General features: G+C 67.8%; 17 protein-coding genes. 8 read left to right on the top strand and 9 right to left on the bottom strand.

From position 1 onward, the window contains the following. Positions 1 to 28: 28 nt before the first annotated feature. Positions 29 to 2,014 (bottom strand): AIPR family protein, encoded by a 1,986-nt coding sequence (locus tag ABZS40_RS31045; RefSeq protein ID WP_354947449.1) that lies wholly within the window; start codon positions 2,012 to 2,014, stop codon positions 29 to 31. 382 nt (positions 2,015 to 2,396) lie between these two features. Between ABZS40_RS31045 and dcm the strand changes: the two genes are divergently transcribed. Next, positions 2,397 to 4,355: a DNA (cytosine-5-)-methyltransferase gene (gene dcm / locus ABZS40_RS31040; RefSeq protein WP_354947447.1), complete on the top strand. Its 1,959-nt coding sequence runs from the start codon at positions 2,397 to 2,399 to the stop codon at positions 4,353 to 4,355. Here dcm and ABZS40_RS31035 read toward each other — a convergent pair. From ABZS40_RS31035 to ABZS40_RS31000, 8 genes are all read right to left on the bottom strand, one after another. After that, the gene (locus ABZS40_RS31035; RefSeq protein WP_354947445.1) at positions 4,345 to 5,661 is read right to left on the bottom strand and encodes an ATP-binding protein; all 1,317 of its coding nucleotides are present in this window, start codon (positions 5,659 to 5,661) and stop codon (positions 4,345 to 4,347) included. The genes dcm and ABZS40_RS31035 overlap by 11 nt on opposite strands. Before the next feature lie 386 nt (positions 5,662 to 6,047). Beyond that, complete coding sequence (locus ABZS40_RS31030) at positions 6,048 to 6,656, bottom strand: very short patch repair endonuclease (RefSeq protein WP_354947443.1); 609 nt, start codon at positions 6,654 to 6,656, stop codon at positions 6,048 to 6,050. Positions 6,657 to 6,952: 296 nt separating this feature from the next. Further along, entirely contained in the window at positions 6,953 to 8,005 is a 1,053-nt protein-coding gene (locus tag ABZS40_RS31025) for a GlsB/YeaQ/YmgE family stress response membrane protein (protein ID WP_354947441.1), read from the bottom strand. Beyond that, a complete protein-coding gene (locus tag ABZS40_RS31020; RefSeq protein WP_354947439.1) occupies positions 8,002 to 8,424 on the bottom strand; it encodes a PadR family transcriptional regulator in 423 nt (140 codons plus the stop codon). Before ABZS40_RS31020 ends, ABZS40_RS31025 begins: the two co-directional genes overlap by 4 nt. A 116-nt stretch (positions 8,425 to 8,540) precedes the next feature. Continuing rightward, on the bottom strand, positions 8,541 to 8,918 hold the full coding sequence (locus ABZS40_RS31015) for a hypothetical protein (protein WP_354947437.1): 378 nt from the start codon (positions 8,916 to 8,918) through the stop codon (positions 8,541 to 8,543). 537 nt (positions 8,919 to 9,455) lie between these two features. Beyond that, positions 9,456 to 10,421 carry a replication-relaxation family protein gene (locus ABZS40_RS31010; RefSeq protein ID WP_354947435.1) on the bottom strand — a complete coding sequence of 322 codons (966 nt, stop codon included), beginning with the start codon at positions 10,419 to 10,421 and terminating at the stop codon, positions 9,456 to 9,458. 796 nt (positions 10,422 to 11,217) lie between these two features. After that, a complete protein-coding gene (locus ABZS40_RS31005; protein WP_354947433.1) occupies positions 11,218 to 12,927 on the bottom strand; it encodes a replication-relaxation family protein in 1,710 nt (569 codons plus the stop codon). 1,608 nt (positions 12,928 to 14,535) lie between these two features. Further along, entirely contained in the window at positions 14,536 to 14,865 is a 330-nt protein-coding gene (locus ABZS40_RS31000; protein WP_354947431.1) for a hypothetical protein, read from the bottom strand. A gap of 1,170 nt (positions 14,866 to 16,035) precedes the next feature. Here ABZS40_RS31000 and ABZS40_RS30995 point away from each other — a divergent pair. The 7 genes from ABZS40_RS30995 (at position 16,036) to ABZS40_RS30965 (ending at position 22,109) form a co-directional block, all read left to right on the top strand. Further along, a complete protein-coding gene (locus ABZS40_RS30995) occupies positions 16,036 to 16,344 on the top strand; it encodes a helix-turn-helix domain-containing protein (protein ID WP_354947429.1) in 309 nt (102 codons plus the stop codon). Positions 16,345 to 16,432: 88 nt separating this feature from the next. After that, positions 16,433 to 17,911, top strand: coding sequence for a tyrosine-type recombinase/integrase (locus ABZS40_RS30990; protein WP_354947427.1), 1,479 nt, complete (start codon positions 16,433 to 16,435; stop codon positions 17,909 to 17,911). 521 nt (positions 17,912 to 18,432) lie between these two features. Then, positions 18,433 to 19,164 (top strand): hypothetical protein, encoded by a 732-nt coding sequence (locus ABZS40_RS30985; protein WP_354947425.1) that lies wholly within the window; start codon positions 18,433 to 18,435, stop codon positions 19,162 to 19,164. A 159-nt stretch (positions 19,165 to 19,323) separates the two neighbouring features. Beyond that, complete coding sequence (locus tag ABZS40_RS30980) at positions 19,324 to 19,689, top strand: helix-turn-helix transcriptional regulator (protein WP_354947423.1); 366 nt, start codon at positions 19,324 to 19,326, stop codon at positions 19,687 to 19,689. After that, positions 19,686 to 20,681, top strand: a complete 996-nt coding sequence (locus tag ABZS40_RS30975) for a hypothetical protein (RefSeq protein WP_354947421.1) — start codon at positions 19,686 to 19,688, stop codon at positions 20,679 to 20,681. The genes ABZS40_RS30980 and ABZS40_RS30975 overlap by 4 nt, the downstream gene beginning before the upstream one ends. A 751-nt stretch (positions 20,682 to 21,432) precedes the next feature. Further along, on the top strand, positions 21,433 to 21,804 hold the full coding sequence (locus ABZS40_RS30970; protein ID WP_354947420.1) for a type II toxin-antitoxin system RelE/ParE family toxin: 372 nt from the start codon (positions 21,433 to 21,435) through the stop codon (positions 21,802 to 21,804). Continuing rightward, the gene (locus ABZS40_RS30965) at positions 21,804 to 22,109 is read left to right on the top strand and encodes a helix-turn-helix domain-containing protein (protein ID WP_354947418.1); all 306 of its coding nucleotides are present in this window, start codon (positions 21,804 to 21,806) and stop codon (positions 22,107 to 22,109) included. The genes ABZS40_RS30970 and ABZS40_RS30965 overlap by 1 nt, the downstream gene beginning before the upstream one ends. Positions 22,110 to 22,637 lie beyond the last annotated feature (528 nt).

Genomic DNA, 22,637 nt, shown 5'->3' with positions numbered 1-22,637 from the left:
TCATTGACCGGTGGTGCCGGCGAAACATTCAGAATCCGCTGACTGGACGAAACCCGTTACGTCGGCCGCGACGCATGGCCTCCAAAGCGGTGCCTACGTGCTTGCCGGCGGGGTCCCACCCCTGGTCAATGGCTTGGCCGATCTCTGCTGCGGATCCGCGGTGCTCGGCGTCGAGGTGCCCTGTTTCGGCGCCCCAGGCGGCGAGGTCAGCCCAGTCGGTCGCGGTGGTGCCCCTGATCAGGTCCATGTCGGGGCCGTAGGTGTCGATATCGACGAGTTCCGCCGCGAGCGGCGCCGGCGTGGTCCAGTCGAGATCCTGTACGGCGGTCCAGCACTCCGGCCTCTTGGTCCACTCACCGACGTTGGTGCGACCCTCGGGCGGTGACGTGATGACCTTGTGCACGAGCAGGGAGAGGTCGGTGACGGCGTCCTGCAGGGCAGGCGTGAGGTCCTGCGTCCGCCAGATGCGGTCCAGGTCGACTCTTTCACCCGTCCCCTGGACCAGTTTCGCGACGGTGTAGGTGACGATGTTTGCCTTGTAGCCGCCGAAGTTCTGCCTGGCGACGAGCTTGTCGACCTTGCGGAAGAGGATCGCCTTGGCGACCAGGTGTCGGCAGTACTGCTTGTCCACCGCGGGGGGCTGCTCTTCGAGGCCCTGCGAGAACAGAGTGAAGTTCTTCTCCGCACCCAGGCTGACCAGGTGTGGCTCCTTGGCCCAGGAATGTTCGAATTTGGCGAGGTCCGACTTGGTGAACTTCTGGGCGGGCGGGTTGGCTGCCTTGAACACCTTCTGCCGGGCAGGCGTGCCCTCACGGGTCAGGGCATTGGCGTACTGGCTTCGGGCACGCTCGTAGAACCAGTGGGTGTCGTGGGGATGTGAGGCACTGGGCGGCGCCCACAAGGTCCGCATGATGCGCTCGACATCCACGTGGAACGCGCTGTTCGCCTTCAGATCCGAGGCGGTGACACGATTCTGGGTGTTCGAGTAGGCCGAGATCTGCGGAACGATGTCGTCGAGGCGGTCCGGTGACACGACCGTCAGCTTCATCTGCACGTACGCCACGTCGACGTCCACCTTGTTGCGGTGGGCGTGGTGGATGGTCGCGGTGGTTTGCCCGCCGTTGACGATCTGAAGATTGTGGATGCGACGGATGACCCGCTGCCCTGACGGGGCATCCTCGAAGTCCACCCTCGACGCGGTGGCCGCGATGCCGTTGTTGTAGGCGAGAAACCGCTCCGGGTTGCCTCTGAGGGTGTCGAGGATGCCTCGGTTGACCGCCCCACGCACTTGCAGGAACGAGCGGACGTTCAGCTCCAGGAGCCTGGCTCCGTGTGTCGAGTACAGGTCGGCGAGGCCGCGGGCCGGCACGATGGCGAGGAGGACCGAGTAGTCCTCGTCCGTGCGCGGGGTGGCCAGGCAGGGCAGACCTGCGGGAAACTCCGCCACGATTGGTTCGGCTTTGTTCCCGGATGCTGACCAGTTCGCCAGCCGGCGCAGGTCCCACAACTCCCGGGTGACGTGCCGCCCCTCGAACAACATCGGCGGAACGCCGTCGCGCGCGACGCTGCGTGCGTTGGTGACCAGCACCAGACGGACTGACTCGACTCTGCCGAACTTCTCCGCGACGGCTTCACACATTCCGGCCACCTCGGAGGACCGGTCCCGCCTTGCCATGCTGCCCCGCACGCAGCGAGACAGGAAGTTTTCCATACGCCGGAACGCCGCCTCGACGTCGGCACGCCCGATTTTGTGGTCGTCGTCGGCGCGGGGACTGTAGTAGGTGAGGAACAGGTCCAACGACCGGTCGTCGGACGCGGCACCGTAACCGCTGACCTCGACTCCGTGGTCTTTGAAGTGCACAGCCACGGCATCTTCGGTGTGCCCGTCGGCCGTCAGCTGGTCGAGCATCAGCTGGGTGAAGGCCTCATGAAGGTCGCAGCCCTCGATTTCAGCCTGGGCCCTGACGTCCTCGATGAGGCCGTGCGCGTAGGCACCGACGTCCGGTTCAGCCACGCGGGCCCCTGTGCCGCAGGACGCAGGCACAGCGCAGCGGGCCACACGTCCCGGGCGGACTCGTGAGGGGCATGCAGTTCTCCGGAGGATCGTTCGGCACGTGCGGTGACAGTACGCGCCGACTCGGTCGCTGATGGCACCAACTCTCCACGATAAGGACAGGACCGACAAGACCCACTGGGCCGAGGCACGGTCACCGCAACGGTCCTGTTGGGGGTCGGCCGAACCAACCACCTCTGGAGCGATCGGAGGCCGAGGATTCTCGTGCGACCTCGTCAGGTTCGGCGAGCCCGTGGCGACAACGCGGAGCGGCCGGACGCGCGGCGTCAGACCGCAGAGGTAACCTGCGCAGTGCATTCTGACCGATCGGGAGGTGACACGGGTGACGGACGATGCCGTCGAACGACCTCGGGCAGGCTACGGCGTCAAGCTCGTACGTGGCCCTTTCGTGCGCCTGGCTCCACACCATCAGGCATGCAAGGACGACGACGAGTTCCTCCGCTTCGCGGCGGCGTGCCGTGATCGCGGCGAGCGGCTGGCCGCGGACCTGTTCTGTGGTGCCGGTGGACTGAGTCTGGGTCTCACCGAAGCTGGGTTCCGTGTGGTCCTGTCGGCCGACCGCGACCTCGAGTCCGTCGAGACGCACCGACACCACAACCCGGGCCTCACCCTCGACTGCGACCTCGGGGAGTCCGGCAATGTCAGACGGATCGCCGCCTTGGTCAGGGAGGCGGGGATCGAGCTGCTTGCCGGTGGTCCGCCGTGTCAGCCCTTCTCCCGGGCGGGCCGCTCGCTGATCCGTCACCAGGTCCGCCATGGTCTTCGGCCGGCCCACGACGAACGCCGGGACCTCTGGCGTTCGTTCCTCGAAGTGATCCAGCTGGCCAGACCGGCCGCCGTGATCATGGAGAACGTCCCCGACATGGCACTCGACCGGGAGATGTTCATCCTCCGCACCATGGTTCACGAGTTGGAGTCCATCGGTTACGCGGTCGAAGAAAGAGTCGTCGACACCCTGCGCTACGGCGTACCTCAGTTCCGCCAGCGGCTGATCTTGGTCGCACTACGAGACGGGATCGCCTTCGACTGGCCGGAGGAGGTACCGGACCGGGTGTCGGTATGGAACGCGATCAGCGACCTACCCGAGGTCGAGGGCGGTTGGAGGCCCGAGGGCGGGGCGGACGGCTGGACGGATTACACCGGTCCGGTGTTTGCCTTCCAGAGGCACATGCGCAGGGGTGTCGCACCGTCGGACGCGGGCAAGATCTTTGACCACATCACCCGACCGGTACGCGAGGACGACCTGCGCGCCTTCGACATGATGGACGCCGGCACCCGGTACTCGGACCTGCCGGACGACGTCAAGCGCTACCGCGACGACATCTTTGACGACAAGTACAAGCGCCTGAGCGAGGACACCTACTCCCGCACCATCACCGCGCACATCGCCAAGGATGGCTACTGGTACATCCATCCCCGGCAGGACCGCACGCTGACCGTGCGTGAGGCCGCGCGGCTGCAGACCTTCCCCGACCGGTTCCGCTTCGCCGGCCCACCGTCGGCGGCGTTCCGGCAGATCGGCAACGCCGTACCCCCGGCGCTCGGCACCCAGCTTGGACGCGCCGTGATGACAGCGGTCGACGCCCTGAGGCCAGTCCCCTACCGCAGCCGCGACATAGCCCAGGCCCTCACCACCTGGTTCGACGACCTCGGCGAGCCGACCCTCCCATGGCTGCGTGCCCGGACGCGGTGGCAGGTCATCTCTGCCGAGATGCTCCTCGACCGGGCGGCACCCGAGCAGGTCCGAATCCTCTGGTCACTGCTCGAACGATGGGAGCAGCCGCAGGACACCATCGACGCCGGCGACGAACTCGTCGAGATCGGCCGGTGGATTAATCGCGAGCACCGCGCCGAGCGGCTGCTCGAACTTGCCCGCACGCTCGCGTCGCAACCGGACCTGCTCGACGACGATAAGATCCAAAGCCTCCGCGGGGTCGACGCCTCGGTAATCGACCTCGCCGTTCTCGCAATCCCGACCCGCGACGAGGACGACGCGGAGGAACCCGTGCTCATCACCAAGGGCACCCACCGCGTCGCCGCCCGCTTCACCGGCGAGCACGTCGAACGCAGCCACAGGATGACCGCGGGGCGTCTCGCCGTCGCCCGAATGATCGGCGATGACAAGAACGCACGGCGGGCGCATCTAGGCCTGATCGAGCTGGCTACCTCCGTCTGCCGTCCCACCGACCCCGCCTGTCCCCGCTGCCCGCTGAACGAAGCATGCAGCGAGGCTGCCAAACGGGGTAGTCGGACCGAACGGCAGCCGGTGGTCAGTCCCTGAAGCCGAGCGCGGCGGCGACGTCAGGGGCTTCAGCCCGCAACATCTCCCCGATACGCTGCAGGGCCGCGTACTCGCCAGCACGCATTGCTGCGGCGCGCAGCGCCAACCCGACAACCGGCATGGGCGGCGCCGCCCCAGACGCCTCACCGCGAGACAAGGCGGCCAATTGCTCGGGGTTTACCTTCGAGCCCTCGGCGGCACTGCGCGAGTTCTTGCGGTAGGCGTCATCCGCACGCATACACAGCTCGTGAACGGGACGCTCAATCAACTGACGCAGCTGCGGCGGCATCGCCACCCTGATCTTCGCCACGTTGATGTTGAACACGACGTCAAGGTCCGTGTCGAAGTCCAGCGCCACCCGCGCCAGCTTCGTGTGCTCGTCGATGCCCCGCATCCCGTTCCAGCCACCCCACTGGACCAACCGCTGGGCGCGGTAGATGTAAAGGCCCTGCTGACGGTTCCAGTTCAGCGGGCCTGACAGCCGCTCGAACTCCGACTGGGACGTGAACTGATCGCGGGACGGCAGGACATACCGCTGCAGTGCCACCGTGCCGGTGGCCTCACCGACTGTGACCTCGAAGCGCAGCGGAGAAAGCACCTCGCGGGCAGGCTCGTCCGGAGCGAACGGGTTCCACGGCCGGACCTTCTCGCCATTGATCGTGATTACGAGACCATCGCCAACCTGACCCTCAAGGAAACGGTGGAAAACCGTACCCAGGTGGTCTGCGGTCTTAGCTGCCAGCGCCTCCAACCGGCGACGCGCCCAGCCGCCTTCCGGCTTACGCTCCGGCAGGACACGGTCGAGTCCGCGCCAGAGCACCACGGTCCCCCCGGTGTCCGCCACCGTCTCGCGGGCTCGCTTGACCTGATCGTCGTCTTCCGGTTCGGCGACGACCCAGTCGTCCACCTCGGCGATGAGGTCGAGATCGATCATTCGCGACACGGTGCGGGCCGTGGCCGCCCTCCTGCGGCTGACCACCGTCAAGGACCGGCACTGAGACAGAGAGGCAGTCTTCAACCCCAGTCCGTAGCGGCCGAGATCACCGCGACCGTAGTCGCGTCGGCTGCCGTAACGCATCGCCTCCAACAGACCGTTGGCGCTCATACCCTCGCCGTCGTCGGCGATCATCACCCACGAGTCGGACCCGTCGAAAACGACGTCGATCTCGACCTTACTCGCGCCCGCGGCAACGCTGTTGTCCACCACGTCGGCCACTGCGGTCGGGAAGTCGTAACCGATGTCACGCAGCGAGTCGGTCAACCGCGCAGCAGACGGCGCCACGCTGTACAGGTTTCGCACGCTCACGACGCTTTCTCCGTTCGACAAACGACGACGGGGACCAGGATGTCACACTCCTTCGCAACCCACCTCATGGGACGCACAGCGATGTGCCAGAAGCCAACCTCTGAGGCGGAAAGCAGGGCGGTCGAGCGCTCGCCTACGCGCGAACTGGGAGGAGATTCTGGTGAACTTTGCCTGCCGTCGGCAGTGGGGATCAAAGCTTCCCGATGCATGACGGCGCCTCCTCTCGACACGCGCGCCAGATTAGAACAGGGGTACGACCAGGGCGCTCGGCTGGGACCAGCCGGGCGGACCGCGGTGGATGTGACGAACAGCGAACCGGGCCGCATCCGGCTTGCCACCCGCAGGTCGAACAGGTGTGCAGCGTCCGAAAGCAGAAGGCAGCCCAGTCACCCAGGGGCGAGGTTCTGACCGGCGGCCGTCCGTCCGACCGGACTCGCGGGGGTGGTGTCCGCGCACGACGGGCCACGCACCTCGACAACAACCCGATGCGCCGCCTCTTCAGCCCCTCGACGCACCTCGCACTCCCACACCCTGACCACTCGCCAACCGGCCTCGATCAACTCGTTGTCGACCCGCTGATCACGGGCCCTGTTCGTGGCGATCTTCGTCCTCCACCTCTCGGCGTTGGGACCACGGAATCGGGAGGGTCCGTGCTGCGGACATCCGTGCCAGAAGCACCCGTTCACGAACACCGCGACGCGCGGACCGGGGAACACGAGGTCCGGCCGGCAACGGTTGAACAGGGTTCGCCCCAGGCGAAATCGGAGACCCAGTGCGTGTACGGCGCGGCGCAACGCCATTTCGGGTGCGGTGTCCCGTGTACGCCGTCCTCGCAAATGAGATCCCTGGGCTGTGGTGACCCAGGCTTGAGAACCATCCCGAGACGGCGGGGAGCCGCCGCCATCGGCACTGGTCGTCACAGTCGTCACCTCGGCATCTCGGTAGAGGGCCACCCGGCTCCCCAGCCAGCTCTCACCCTGATTACCAGTACCCATTGCGCCTCGACCGACGTCGGCGGAAGGTCCAGATACAGCTCACATTGAGGGCATACCCGGCGATCCTCTGCGATCGAAGGCCCTCGGCCTGCAGTGGAGACGACGCGGACCTGAGCCCTGGCTCGCCCGCCTATCCCCACATTGACGCGGGTGCAGGTCGACGGCCAGGTGATCCTCGACGCCGTCGCGCGGGCGGTCCGGCTCAAGTTCGGGTGCTGAGGAGACGACCGACCGAACAGGTCAGGTCCTGCCGACACCGCTGATTACCTCCGGAGGTAGCTGGGGTTGCGGGATGGTCAGGCCTCTGCTGCCGCCTCCGGCTGGTGTCCGCAGGTCGGGCAGGCGTTATCGAGCAGTCGTCGACGTACGGTCCGGTGTCGTGCGGCCTGACACGCGAGGGCAACTGTGAGCAGCGCCGCGCTGGCGAGAAGAATCATTGACCCAGTGGTGACGACGAGGCCCGCCGGGGTGTGTCCGCCGCCGCTGGTCCCCCAGATCGCCTGGCTGAGTTGATCGGTGCCGAACAGACCGGCGGGGGTGGTGAGGAGCAGCGTCGCCCAGAGTCCGGTGTCATCGGCGCGCAGGGCGCGGCCGAGTCCGACGAGTAGGACCAGGGCGAACAGAAGCCCACCGGCCATCGCCAGAAGTTCCGGGGTCGAGCTGTACGAGACGAACCAATTCCCGCCGTTCTCGGCGGAGCTGAAAGCCGCGGACAGGGCTGTTCCGAAGCCGGCCGCGAGGAGCGGCAGGCCTCGTGCGATCCAGCTGGAATGAGAGGGCAGTGCGAGGGTGGCGAGGCCAAGCGCGATGGCGGGGAGCAGCACGGACAGCGGCGGTCGGGGTTGTCCGATGAGAGCGGCCACGAGTGGCAGTGCGACGGTCAGCAGGAGGCCGCCGGCCGCGGCGGTTCGTGCCCAAGACCCGGGCAGCGCCGTCGCGGTGAGGCCGACGACCAGCCAGCCCAGCCAGATGACGGCGCCGATGGTCTGGAACGGACCCGCCGGGTCCAGCCCGGTGACGCGGGGGTCGTTCAGCTCGACCTGGAGGAGCAGGAAGGCCGCCAGTGCGACGAGGGTGTTCAGCGCGGCGGTCGCGGCCAGTGGGAGGGCGGCGGCCAGCCCGAGGGCGCCGTACCCGCGCAGTCGCTCCCGGAGTCCGGCACTGAGGAGGTCGAGGGCGTCGTGCGGGGAGGGCCAGCGCCGCCCCGGTCCGACCGTGTCGAGGTACGTTCCGACGATCTCGTCGCCTCGCTCGGCCTGGTAGTCACCCGGGTAGGCCCGCAGCAGTCGCCGGTAGCGGGACTCCAGCGGTGATCCGGCCTGCTCCGGCGCGGGGTTGGGCTGGTTCATGCCAGGCCTCCGGTCGGTCGAAGGGTGGGGCGGCCGACCGCCCCCGGGAGGTTTATAGGGGCGCGTGAGGTGCCGCCGGCGGCGGGGATGCCTGCGGGCCGAATCCGTAGCCGCTGACTGGCGGCCTCGACGTTGCGGCGCAGTCGTTCGGTCTCCGCGGTGAGCACGGACCGGCCCACTTCGGTGAGCCGGTAGTAGCGGCGCAGCCGTCCCTCGACGACCTCCTCGTGGTCCCGCTCGACCAGCCCTTCGTCGCTGAGGCGATCAAGCGCGCCGTAGAGAGTGCCGGGTCGCAGCGCCAGCCGACCGCCGGAGAGCGCGGCAACGTCGCTGATGATGCCGTAGCCGTGCATGGGCTCCCGCGCGAGGGCGGTAAGGATGAGGAAGGTGGGCTCCCGTAGCGGCGTAGGTGTGGCCATGGCCTCAATATATCGGTGATGAAGCTATACCGGTGGCCAGGCGCTGAGAAACACCGGCCCAGTCCTAGATACGACAATCGCTGCCGTCCCCTTGGCCGGTCAGGTCGGGTGTCGTCCTAGGCGGCCGTCGGTGCCGACATGGATGGCTGAGGAGATCGCTGCGGGAGCCTGTCAGCCGCTGGTTGTGCCGGCGAGGTGGTGAACCAGCCACGAAACGGCAGCGGCCGGGAGGCGGCCACGGTCGCGCGCCGGTGCGGTCGCCGGGTTGTGGGCGGGGTGGTGGCTGGCCGTGCTGGCCGGGCGAGGTTCATGGCTCGGCGGGCGGTGCGGGCGGCGGCGCACATGCCGCGTTGGCCGGCGCACTGCAGGTTGCGGCAGTTGCCGTGGTTGTCGGGTTGGTGTGCGGCGGTGACGTCGAGGGCGAGCCGCCACAGGAGTGCATCGATCACATCGCCGGGGATCACGGCGAGCAGGCTGAGGCGTTCACGAGGCATGATGAGGTCCCTTTCGTCGACGGTCACGTCGTCCGGCACGGACTACCGGACGGACGGTGGACACGATCGACGCTCACCTTTTCCCAAAGATCAAGTCGTCCGGTCTCTTCGACTTCCCAGTCGGCGGCGCGAAGGTGCGCCTGGCAGCAGATCTTCGGTCGTCGGACGAGGCACAAGAACTGGCGGTTCTGAGGTAGTCCCTTGGACGCCGTCACGAGCGCGATGAGCCCCGACTCGCCATCACTGGTGCCGATTGGAGCCCGAAAGCTCCCCAACCGCGGCGCGATCGCCACCTCAACGGAGACACCGCTGGGCGCCGCGGGCCGGGTCGCCTGAGCATGTAGCGACCGCTGCCGATAGCCGGCCGGTCGCGTGCTCGTTGGAGAGCGCGAACTTGTCGGACGGCATGGCGGGATTGCTTGGCCGTGCCGACTTGGTCGGTCGAAGTCGTCCGCCGCGAGTCGCCGCGCCACGTGTTCGGGGTACCCGCCCTCGGCCGACCCAGTTTGGGCCGGCCGAGGGAGAGCGGTCAGGTGGTCAGTGGTTCGACGGGTAGTGGTATTCGCCGTCGGCGATGGATTCGTCGCCGGGGCGGTCGGGGTCGTAGACGGGGTGCGGGGCGCGTGGCTTGATGTCGTAGATCAGGTTGTCGGGCGGCCACTGCTCGGGAGTGTGGGGGAGGTCGGTCAGGGCGAGGCGGTGGGTTTCGCCGATGGGCTGCCACACCGGATCGGCGGGGTGGCCTTGTTCGGGGTTGCTGGTGACGACGGTGAGGTGTCGCACGTTGCGGCGGTCGAGGTACCAGCGCAGGTGCTGTTCCCGTTGCGGGTCCTCGGCGTGGAACAGCAGGGTCGCCAGGCCGGTTTGTTCGGCCAGCTGCCGGTAGTGGTGGACGCGGTTGGCGAGGGCGCTGGTGTGGATGCTTCCGGGGTCGGGTTCGTACCAGAACGCGTGTCGGTTGCTGGCGTGGATGTACTCGCCGTGCCAGGCGGCGCGTCGCGGTGTCGTGATGAGTCGGCAGGTGCGTGGTGACCACCAGGTCCGCAGGTCGGTGCCGGGCTGGGTACGGGCGCGGGTGGCCAGGTCGATGAAGAAGTCGTTGGCATGGAGCAGGCCGGGCAGGCGCGGGTCCTCGCACAGCCGGTCGCGGGCTCGGTAGACCTGCGCCGGCGTGACGCGTTGGTAGCTGCCGAGTGAACTGAGGTGGGTGCAAAGCGGGCCCGCGCACCACAGGGTGTGGTCTGCGTCGTCGGCGGCGGTGCTGAGGAGCCGGTCGATCCAGCCGCGGCGGGCGAGGATCTTCAGACGCCGGGTGGCCGACGCCGTGTCGGTGGCGAAGCCAAGTGCGGTGAGTTGGACGGTGGTCAGAGTGCGGTGCTCGGCGAGCATCTCGACGACCCACCGGTCGCGAAGACGCAGGCGTTGAGTTTCGGCGATGACCATTTCCGCCGGGATCGGTTGGGTGGACGGGACGATGAACTGTGGGTGGTAGGGGGTCAACATGACCGGTACCTCCGGTGTTGTGCCGCCGATGGGCGGCAGCGGTGGATTGGTTGCCCGCGCGACGCGTCGGTGCGGTCGCGCGGGTGGGGTTCACGTCCGCCGCGACGCTGCGCGACGGTGGATCAAGGGGTTGCGGTGGCGGGTCGTCGGCCCTGTGCTCGGACGTCCGCGTGGACGCGACACCGAGGGGGTTCGCAGGAAAGGTCGCCGGATGCGGTTGTTTGCCGCCGGTCTCTAGGAGGAGGACCGAAGCGTCTTGGCGTTTCGGATTCCTCCGGCGGGGAGAGTGGGTGCCAGCCGTGGGTTCAGCCATGCGACGGCTCGGGCTTAAGGCACTAACCGAAGGGCAGCCGAACGCGTCAGGCCCGTCGTCGGGCTCGCAGGTATGGCGGCGCGACGGCGAGGCTGGCCAGGGTGTGGAGACTGTTGGTGGCCGTGTGGCCACCACAGCGGCCTTGCGGGGCCGACACCGGCCTGCATGGCGTGGTCACGGTTCGCGACGACTACAGGCACCTGCAGGGTCTGCTCGGTTAGACACTGGTGCGGATGGTGAGCGCGTTCGGCGGGGTGGAGCCACAGCGGCACCGTCCATCGGGGGCCTTCCCAGCGGGCCATACGGTGATAGGTGCGCCAAGTTCGCAGCCGAGTTCGGCCAGGGGTTTGCCGCTGGACGTTCGTGCCCGCCTCGCGTAGTTCGTCCGCCTCTTTCGTGATCGTGGGTAGGCGGAGCTGGCGCAGCGCGACGGCGCTGGAGCCGGCCCGAGCGGTTGCAGGTGCCCGTCTACGTCGACGCGGTCTATTCGGCCGGGCGGCCTGGTCCTCGCGGTGGGGCAGGGCTTACGGCGTACAGGTGAGCGCGGATGGCGGTCAGCCGTCGGTCGAGTGTGGCGACCTGGTCGCGGCGCTCGTAGGGCAGTGGGGTGCCGGTGTGGCAGTGCGGGCAGGCTTCGTCGTCGCGCCAATGCTCAGCGTGGGGGTCGGGGCGGGGGTAGGTGATCGCGCAGGTGTCGCAGATGAGCAGGTGCTCGCGGTCGTGCTCGACGGTGAGCTGGTCGATGGTGGTGTGGCGGCGGGCCCGCCACGGCAGGTGGGCGCGAACGGCGGTGACCTCGTCGTCGCGGGCAGTCTGGTAGCCCTCGATCGCGGCTGCCTGGACCTGAGCCCAGGATCGAGACGGTGATTGGCGCAGCTCGTCGAGCATCCAACTGTCGAGGAGTTGGCCTCCGTTGGCGAGGGTGGCAGCGGCGGTGCGTAGTCGGAGGTGGTCGCCGTGCCGGTCGGCGGCGGTGAGGAGTTGTTCGGCCTGCTCGGTCCAGACGTCGGTGTGCCGGTCGAGCAGAGCGGTCCCGGCCTGGCGGGTCAGGTGCGGGTCGTCACGGTTGGCCCACCAGGCCAGCAGCGTGTCGACGAGTTCCGGGTTTTGGTCGTGCAGGTCGGGCAGGGTGGCCGGGTACCAGCGGGCGAGCAGGTGCGCGACGGCGGGGATATTCAGGTGCCGTGCGACCTCGTCGGCGGCCTCGCGGATGGCGCCGAGTTGGTCGATGCGATCCCGCCGGTCGGTCCCAGAGGCGGCCTGGTCGTAGTGGTGCTGCGCCCGGACTTCGGCTGCGATGCGGCCGGCGAGGAGCTGCGGCAGTGAGGCGCGTGCGGCGGCCCGGTCGGGCAGCAGCCATACCGGGGCGCCGATGGCGGCGGTGGGGTCGCGTACGAGCCCGCACGCGGCGACCACGAGGCTGTTCGCGTCGGCGATGTCCCGCCATGCCTGCCCGCCGCCGGCCTGGTGGTCGCGGCGGGCGGCGGCGAGTTGCTTGCTGGCGGCGGCGAGGAACGTGGCGGCGCGGGCGTCGGTGGTGGTGAGCAGCAGCAGCGGCGGGCAGTGCGGCCACCGGTCCTGCCAGGCCCGGTCGGCGGCGTAGGCGAGGTAGCGGGTGACTTTGTCGCGGAGCACGGCCTGGGTCATGGTGGCGAGGTCGACCTCGACGAACGCGGCGGCGGTGCCGGTGACCCCGCCGTGGTCGACGTCGACCAGCAGCGCGGCGTCTGGGGTCAGCCGGCGGGTACGGGTGCCCCAGCCGGGCGAGCGGGTTTCCCATGCCTGCCAGCCAGCCCGGTCAGACCACCACCTGCGCAGCGCGAGTCCGGCGGCCGGGCCGTGGTCGCGGACCGCGAGCCACATGTCGCCGATCGTCGCGGCATGCGCGACGTGCAGTCCGGATGGGCGTTGTCGGCCGGGCGCGGCGGCGGTTCCCGAGACGAGCCTCGCTCCGGTGGTGCGCAGCCACCAGTGCCGTGGCGCGGACCCGGATTCCCGTCCGGGGCGGACCGCGTCGATGAGGCCGGCGGTGCGCAGCCGGTCCAGGCGGTGCCGGACCGTGCGCACCGGCGCGTCGGTGGCCCGAGCCAACTGGTTGGTGGTCAGCACTCGGTGGGTGTCGAGCAGGACGAGCAGGTCATGCGACGGACCACCGGAGGTCCGCAGACGCCGCACGAAAGCCTGGTTCGACATGCCAACCTCCCTCATTCGGCCCCCATGGCCCACTCTCGGTGACACGGACAGTGTCAGTCGCCTGTCGATCGGAATCCGTCGCAGCGGCCCTGGCCTGCGCTGTGACGGCGGTGAACGTTGCCGTTCGGATCCGAAGCAAACGGCAACCCCCACAACCCTTCTTCCACGGCCGTGACGCCGGACAGCCGAGCGAAGGTCGGCACCGTTCGGCCGTTCGTAGCGAACCGATCGATGCCGATTCAGCTATAGATCGCCACCCAGGTGCGGTGGGTCGCCCGACGCCGGTCTTGTGGGCCCGACGGAGCCTGCGGCGGTCTGGGTTCGGTCTTGTACCGGCCGCTGGAACCTCCTCGCCCTCAAAACGGGGTTTGTCAGCTCTGGCGAACGCCCCCCTGGTCTGACAAACTCTGACACCGCTCGCACACAACCGTTAGCAAGGCTGACAGAGCAGCTCAGCCGGCATGCGCCCCGGTTGGCGGGGGGATGCCGCCGGCCGAGGTGTCTGCCCTTCCCGTCCCTGCTGATGTCTCATATCAAGATCGGGGATCAGCCGGCAAAGCTCTGACAGTCAGCGGTGCTGTCCGTCCAGAGGTGGATTCGGCGTGCAAGGGCGGGTAGGCCCGTGACCAGGGCTGTCAGGCCAACCGGCTGCGCTGTCAGAGGCCTGTCAGACCAGGGGGGCGTTCGCTAGAGCTGACAAACCTCGTTTTGAGGGTGTCGGGGCATCCCGCCCGCAATGGCGGCCTCGATCAACGCTCATCTTCGCCTGAGCGCCAAGCGGTCCGCCGCGCTCGTGGTCACGGATGGACGATGAGGCCTGCCCCTCGGCCGGACCATCGGACCGGCCAGGGATCAGCCGGTCGGGTGGGATGACAGATTCGTCGTACGGGCGGTCGGGGTCATAGATGAGGAGCGAGGCCCGCGGCAGCACGTCAGCGAGGATTACGTTGTCGGGCAGCCGCTGCTCGCAGACACCGGGCAGGCGGCCGGGGTCAGGGCCAGGGCCAGTTCCGCCGATCGGTTGCTAGATCGGCGCTCCCACACTCATACCGTCGTTTGTGTGCTCTGGCGAACGCCTGCCGAACTCACAACCGCTCACAGCGCCTCGCCACGCCGAGCGGACGGCGGTGTCCGTTCTCAGGCAATCTGCTCCGTTCTCAATTGCTCCGACCACCCCTGGTTCTTTCACCTGCTCGCCGCGTTCCCACCGTGATAGGAGGGCGTGAACCCGGCTCTACCAGTGACGATGCTGAGGACGAGGTTCGCGATCAGGTCCCACTGGCGAACGCGGCCGGGCCGAGCGACGCGCCGCAGAACGTGGCTGCGGAGCAGATTGATTGAGAATCCAGCCGAGTGGCTTTCTCAATCAATCTGCTCCGCCCAGCTCAGCGCGTTCCACCCGGAGCAACTTCGCTGAGAACGGACAGGCAGCAGTCAGCTCGTTGCCTATGGGGTCTCGACCAGCGCCGTGAGGGCAAGCACCGCTGGCACCCGGGGCGCATGACGGCCACGTCCGCGGTCCCTAACTCGAAAATCGAACCGTACGTAGACAGGCGGCAGCATCCCGCGTCGCGAAGCGGCGTGGGATGGGTCGTGGTGTAGCGGTGGTTATGCGGCGAGGTCGAGGGTGACGCGGTAGCCGAGGGCTTCGAGTTGGTGGATGTGGCTGCGTTTGCGGCGTTCGGTATCGGTTCGGGTGAGGTAGAGATCGTTGCCGAGGTCACGGAACCGGGCTTCGGGGTCGGACAGCAGGTGCCAGATCGTCAGGACCGAGCGTCCGACTGCGACGATCACGCGTTTGGCACCGTGTCCACACCAGGCGCCGATCAGCGTCCGAGCCTGCGACACGCCCGTTCCGGTGCCCCACCCGCAGACGCGCGAGGCCATGTCATCGAAACCGTTGATTGACATTCGCTGCGCGAGGATGGCCACGGCCACGTGACAGGACTGCCGGCAGGGCGCCGGTCACATGTTCGGACACGGCTGTGACACCAGCGCCAACTCAACGACGACCGGCGATTCCATCGCGTATGCAACGTGATCCCTAGGTAGCCAGAACTTCCGTCACTACGGCCCGGCCGGCGTCCGAGATGACGCGCATGTCATCAACGTTTATCGTTGACAAAGTGTCCGGCAGCGCCGCTGAGCAGGGCCGGGACAGTCCGTGAACACGTGACACGGACGCCGAGTGACACAGGCTTGGTCACGGGACATGTGCGCACCAACGTTGGCCATCCCGGCGCGCTGCCACCACGCCACTCAGACAGGCCGGTAGGCGGCCCGCCGGCCATGACCGTCGCGCCGCTGCCGGAAGCGTCCTGCGACAACAGTGTCCATCCATGAGCATGAGTGCCGGTTTGCCTGCCACGATCGCGTCCATGTCATGTCCGCGCCACCGGCACCTGTCACGTTGACACGGCGCCAGATATCCACAAGCCTGTCACGCCATCTGCCGTGACAGACAGAACTCAGTGACAGATCGGCTGGTGTGACACGTCGGCACGCGAACGCGACACACGCGGGCCCAGACCAACGGTGGTCGATGGCACCGAACAGTCCTGCAGCTCCGTCTGCCACTACATCACCCAGAAGTTCCACGACCGAAGCGACCCCAGGATCAGGTCAACTGAGAAGACCAGCCCGGAACGCCGACGCGGATCAGGTCGACTGAGAAAACCCGACGACCCGCTTTCTCAATCGAACTGATCCGCCCAGCTCAGCGCGCTGCACCCGGATCAACTCCACTGAGAACGGACAGTCGACCGGGTGGCCCTGCGAGCCGCTGTGAGCGGTTGTGAGTTCGGCAGGCGTTCGCCAGAGCACACAAACACGGGTTTGAGGGTGTCAGAGCCCGACCCGTCCGGCTCAGAGTCGGCTTCGGCTTGAGCGAGCTCCACGTCGCACCACCACGACCTTTGCCCGGCTCGTACCAGCTCGGTCCGTTCACTTGACCGGCCACCAGCGTCCGGACGCTACCTGACGCCACCAACGCCGCAGACCCGATCGTCGCCATCGAGTCGACGCCACGTCGCCTGCCGCCTCACCCCCGCCGTTCCGAAACCATCCCGGCGACACCGTCGCCTTCTCCCACTGCGAAGGACCACCGCGATGAGCACCCCTGAACCTCACATCGAGCACACACAGCCCGTCCGCACCGTCGAGGACCTCCCACCCGGCACATGGACTACCGAGCGGATTCGCGCCCTGGGCATGGTCACCGACCTGAGCACCGCGGCCCGGATCTTCGGGCTATCCCGTTCCGTCGCCTACGACCTGGCCAAGCGCGGCGAGTTCCCGGTCGCCGTACTGCGCTTCGGCAGCCGCTACCGGGTGCCGATCGCCGCCATCCTCCACGCCCTGCACCTACCCGACGGCGACGACAGCCATCAGCCACCCCATCGCCGGGGGACGACTTGATCCTCGGCGGAAGGCACGCGTGGATCACCCCGTACGCAATCCGCAGCCACCGGCTGCCGAACACCCCACCCGAGGGAGACAACTGATCATGGCGGAAGGATCCGTCTTCAAACGCTGCGCGTGCCGCGACGGCAACCGACGCAAACTCGGCAACCACTGCCCCCAGCTGCGCCGGCCCAGCGGAGCGTGGAATCCCACCCACGGCCGGTGGGCCTACCAACTCGAACTGCCCACCCACCCCGGCCAGGCGCGCCGGCAACTACGCCGCAGTACCTTCGACACCCGCGACGCCGCCACCGGCGACCGCGACCACGCCAAAGCCCTGCTCGCCCTCGCTGCTGACGACCCGGCAGTCGCCGCTGAGATCGCCGACATGCTCCTCGCCGTCACCGCCGGCGCACCCCTGCCGGACCGCGACACCATCGCCCGACGGGTCCGCGCCGGACTGCCCGCCACCGTCACGACCACCGTCGGCGAGTACCTGCACTCGTGGCTGGCATCCCGCCGCAGCCTCAGCAGCGTCCAACCCAACACCCTGCTGGCCTACGAGTCGCACATCCGCGTCCACCTGGTCCCGCACCTCGGCGCCATCGCCCTGGTCAAACTACGGGTCGAGCACGTCGAGGCCATGTTCGCCGCCATCGCCGACCGCAGCACCGCCATCGAGATCGCCCGCCAGAGCGACGACCCCGCCATCCGCGCCAGCGTCCGCGGCCTGCGCACCACCAAACCGGCCAGCATGCACCGCATCCGCGCTACCCTGCGCAAGGCACTCAACGACGCCATCCGCCGCGGCAACAACCGGCTCATCGACTTCAACCCCTCCGCCCACATCGAGCTGCCCTCCGGGGTACGCCCCAAAGCCCGGGTATGGACCACCAAAGCCGTACAACGGTGGCGCGACACCGGCGAGCGGCCCAGCCCGGTCATGGTGTGGACCCCACAGCAGGCCGGCGCGTTCCTCGACCACGCCGAAGAGCACGACATCGCCCTCTACCCGCTGTTCGCGCTCATCCTGCACCGCGGCCTGCGCCGCGGCGAGGCCGTCGGACTCACCGACACCGCCGTCGACCTCGACAACTCCCTGATCAGCGTCACCCAACAGATCGCCACCCACGGCTACACACCCGTGATCAAGAAGGTCAAGTCCGAGTCCGGCAACCGGATCATGGCCATGGCCAGCATCACCCGCGTCGTCCTGCGGGCCCACCACGCCCGCCGCGCCCAGTGGAAACTCGCCGCCGGCCACACCTGGCCCGACACCGGGCTGTTCTTCGTTCAACCTGACGGGCAGCCCTGGCACCCCTACGCGGTCACCGACCGCTTCGAGGTCCTCGTCCGCGACGCCGACCTACCCCCGATCCGACTGCACGACCTGCGGCACTGCGCGGCCACCTACCTCAAAGCCGCCGGCGCCGACCTCAAAGACATCCAGGAACTCCTCGGCCACTCCTCGGCCGCCATGACCGACGTCTATACCTCGGTCATCGCCGAACTCGACGTCGAACGCGCCAAAGCCGAAGCCGCCGCCGAACTACTCCCCCGCCGACGCAAGCGCGCAGCGTAGACAGACAGCCCCGCCAGGCGGGGGGCGGCAGCCCTCGGGGTCGCCGCCCCCGCCGACGAGGTCGACGCGACCGGCTTTTACGCAGCCCGCTACCGAGAGGAGCAAGGCAGAGCTCCAGCCATCCGCCACCCCAGCGACCACCGCGCGCGAACCCTGGACCGGAGGCTCCGTCTGGCGAGATTGACGGTGCCGTACGGCATCGAGCGGTCACCGATGCTGGCCACGGGGCATCGAGACCATCAGAGATCAGCCAGCCGGAGCGAGCGAACCTGGACTTGGCCGCAGACGAATCCTCCCCTGGCTGGACTGCGGCGTCACCGGCACGGCGTACCTCCGTCCGTCCCCGGATCGACAGCGAGTCGCCGGGCGAGCGGACGGTGAACGTCATGGCCCAGATACGTGCCGAACGACCCGACGCGAACCTGACCTAGACCGCCACGCAGCCAGCGGGTCACCGCGCCATACACAACGCCTCACGGCACCGAAACCACGAGCACCAATATCAACTTCGGAGGAACACCTTGATCAGCGACTGGCAGGAACACCAAGAACAGCAAGCCGCCGCCTTCGCAGCAGTACACGACGTCCTCGTCGACGGCAGAGTCAAGATCCGCACCGCCGGCCAGCTCGCGAAGCTGATGCAGCGACTGCCCGCCGACACCCCAATCACCGTCGCCAGCAGCACCCTCATGGATCCGCGCCCGCCGGACGACACGAAGCGCCGCACCATCACCACCGTCGAGGCGGTACCCCTTGAGGACCCGGACAAGATCATCGAAGTCGACGACGGCGATGAAGTCCGTAGGTTCGCCGCCGTCACCCCAGCAGTTGAACTGGCCGCGGTCATCGTCGCTCACGACACACCCGGCGCACCCCCGCTGCCCGTCCCCGCGCCCGCCTACGAACGCGCCGTCGACGCCCTCCGCAGCGGCGAACCGTGCGTAGCACTCGACAAGCAGGTCGAACTACTGAGATGGATGGCCAGCACCCTAGACATCACGGACCCCGCCGACTCCGACGACGAGATCGAGGTCGACCACGTCCTGACGTGGATCGACGACACCGACTTGCTCGCCGCTCTCGATGTGGAGGGCCGACGCCTTAGACAGGCCGCAGCTCGACTCGCGGCACTACGGGCCCGGGTCGCCGACTACGAGATCGTCGCCGACGTCATGTTCGACGCTGAGGAGATCGTTCGAAACGCTGCCGAATACCCACCGCCCGACGAAGGGAGGCCTTCCTCAACGCCATGACAAGTTACGGCAGAACCGAAGCCGTGATGACCTCGCTCATCATCGTCACCGGCCGACTTCTCCCTGATGCGACCCAGCGGCGGACGCGCTAGCTCGGTCGACTCAGACGTTATCGGCGGTTTGCCCCTGTCATACCTTTGTGCCCGATATATTGCCATGGTGGATGCACCTCTGCGGGAACCGACCTTCTGGATCCTGACCGCTCTCGCTGGCCCGCCAATGCATGGTTACGGGATCATCAGGGAGGTAGCGGCCCTGTCCGAGGGTCGGCTGTCCCTGCGGCCCGGCACCCTGTACGGCGCGCTTGACCGACTGGTGGACGCCGGCCTCATCGAGGCCGACCGGGAGGAGGTCGTCGACGGCCGCCAGCGCCGCTACTACCGCCTCTCCACAACCGGTAATGCCACCCTCGCCGGCGAGACCGAGCGCCTGCGGCGCAATGTGAAGGCGGCGACCGCCCGCCTGGGTGCCCTGGCGCCCGCCGCCCGACCCATTGCCCCAAGCGCCCTGGGAGGGCTGGCATGAGAAACCTGGAACGCCGTTACCGGCAGCTGCTGCGGGCATACCCCGCTGGCTACCGCCAGGCACGGGGCGGCGAAATCGTCGGCACCTATCTCGACTTGGCGGACCCCGATCGCCACTGGCCGTCGATGTTCGACGTCGCCGATGTGCTGGCTGGAGGTGTCCGTGAGCGCCTACGCGCTGCTGGCGCCGCTGACCTCATACCTGGCATACGCCTCGCCGCTGTTCTCAGCTTGATCACCGCGACCGCTCTTGCGGGTTTCTGGGGAGCCGCCGAGGTGGTCACCACTTCGGCTAGCTGGGGTGCGCCAGCCTTCGGGCCATTCGCTACCACCGGCGTCGTCGTGTGGGGCTGTTGGCTGCTGGCGGCCGTCGTTCATGTGATTGCTCCAGCCCCGTGGGCACGCGTCGCCATCGGACTGGCACTGTTCCTCACCGCCGCGGTGGTTACCGTCGCTGCCCTGTTCGAGCTGCCCCGCCCGTACTTGTTCGTTCTGGTGCCCCAGGTAACCCTGGGCCTGTTGGCACTGGCTTTTCCTTCCCAGACGGCGCGACGCCATCGCCTCACGCCCTTGGCGGTCGCGGCGGCGGCGGCCCTCATTGCAGTTGGGGTCCTGTCCGGGGAGAGCGCGTGGTTCTACCGGTTTAGTTACGGGGCCGCGTTCCTACCGGAAACCGGCGCGGCTCTCTTGCTGACCGCCATGCTCGCCGCGATCGTGCTGTCGCTGCGCGGTGACGCCCGAGGACTCTGGGCTCTTCTTGTCCTGCTCACCCCGATCGGACTGCTGGGCCTGTACCCGCTGACCGAAAACATCGTCCCGGTCGTCGGTGCTGGTTACGCCGACTTCCGCGTCATCACCGGGACGACCGCAGCCATATTCCTCCTGGGCGCAACCACCCTGGCTGCCGCGCTCGCCATCCGTGCGCGATCCAGCGCGACGGCCAACACTCTGGCGGTACGCCTGCATGAGCGGTGCCCGAACTGCGGCAAATAGCGGTCTGCGGATCATGACAAGGGTCGCGCGCAAGTGCACATGACGGGGACCAGCAGGCCGCTAGTGACCCAGCGAGGCTGGCGCAAGCTGGGCTTGTCGCGCGTCGATAGCGCGGCAGGTCAGGAATGGGAGATGCTGCGCTTGGTGACCGGGCGGGGGCGGCGGACTGCGCCGCTGCGGGCTCAGCAAGGGCCGGCATCGAGGTCCTAGCCCTCATGCGGTTCGCGCTGATCACCCGCAGGATGACTGAGCAGAACGCTTATATGGTGGGCCGCCTGGGACTCGAACCCAGAACCTAAGGATTAAAAGTGCCCAGAACAAGACAAAGCCACTTCGGGGCATCGGAGCTTTCCGCCGCCCGGATTCCGGCCGTGTGGTCCGGCTGCGTCTGGGCTGGTCCGCGCCACTTCTATCGCAAGCGACGCCACGACGAGTGACCGGCAGAGGCGCGAATCCGGCCATCGCGATGTGAGTGCGCTCCGGCACCGGAACATCCGAGCACCCGCGGAGCACCCCGGTCCCGGCTGCCCGCTTGCCGGCCACTTCTCCTTGCCTCCGGGCGGTGGAGGGCTATGGCGACCGCCCAGCAAGAAGGTCCGAGCCGGTCGCGCCCATCCATGCGCTCGGGGCTGAACTCGGCACCGATGACCGGCGGCAGCGGGAGGTCTCGTCTCTGGCGTCCGCTTCTACCCTCCGCCCGCGCTCTACTCTCCCCATAACGCAGGCATTATCTCTGGGCTATAGTGGGTGTGTGAGCGAGTGGGAGGTCGGCCTTACCGAGGACGTCGAGGACTGGCTGCTTGACTTGGCGAAGTCTGACCCCGACTCCGCTGACCAGGTCGCTGCGGCCATCGATCTGCTCGCCGCCGAGGGTCCGGCGCTCGGTCGACCGTTGGTTGATCGGGTCAAGGGTTCGAACTACAAGAACATGAAGGAGTTGCGGCCAGGCTCGGCCGGGGGAACCGAGATCCGTATCCTGTTCGCCTTCGATCCTCAGCGGGAAGCCATCCTGCTGGTGGCGGGTGACAAGAGCGGCAACTGGAAGGGCTGGTACGAAACCAGCATTCTCGAAGCCGACAGGAAGTTCGCTGATCATCTGCGAGAGCTGAAGGGACAGCACTGATGGCGCGAAGCTGGCGGGATGTCCGCTCCCGCATAAACCTCGACGAGGCCAAGGTTGAGCAGCACAAGGAGCGCATGCGCGGCGAGGTACGCGCAACGCGACTGCGTGAGATGCGCGAGAAGCGCGGCCTGACTCAGCAGCAGGTTGCCGACCGCATGAACGTTTCACAGCCGCGCGTCGTCGCCATCGAGAGCGGCGAACTGCCGAAGACTGAGGTCGGCACGGTTGCCCGGTACATCGCTGCCCTTGGCGGCAAGGCCGAGTTTGTTGCCGAGTTCGATGGCGAACGGGTGACCCTGAGTTGATGTCTGGGGCATGAGGGCACCTCTGTCGTTGCGCCCATGTTTGTCGTTACATCGCGAAGCCTCGGCTGATGCCGGGGCTTCGCCGTTTGAACGGGAACCTGACTGCGGCATCGGTCTCGCCCACCGCCGGTGAATCGCCGTTATGGCGATGCAGTGCGAGCGGCGCTATCGGCCCTGGGCTGGTCGGCATCATGAACGAGTTCGCTTCCTCGCCAACACTTGGCGCAACGCCACCAAGCCGAGCCTTCTCGATCGCCGTGCGGCTGGCCGCGACACCGGGCAGCACGATGTCTGCAAAGGTTGGCAACCCATGTGGGTTGCGGAGCAAACTCCTCCGGTGGAGCGCTGGTTCAGCGCCCGACCGCCGCGACGAAGCGTGGGAGCTTCGTTCGGTGTACTGCCCTTCCGCCTGCCAGACGGCCCCGCTACGTTCAGAGGGCGGTCCGCAGTAACTTGATCTGATCTATGCGTTGCGTCTGGTTGGTGGCTTTCCGATAGGTTCGCTATGGATAGCGACAGGTCGATGGG

It is taken from the genome of Micromonospora sp. NPDC005324 (genome assembly GCF_040607155.1).
GTDB lineage: Bacteria > Actinomycetota > Actinomycetes > Mycobacteriales > Micromonosporaceae > Micromonospora > Micromonospora trifolii.
The sequence above is the reverse complement of the archived record's forward strand: the minus strand, read 5'-3'. Positions and strand labels throughout refer to the sequence as shown.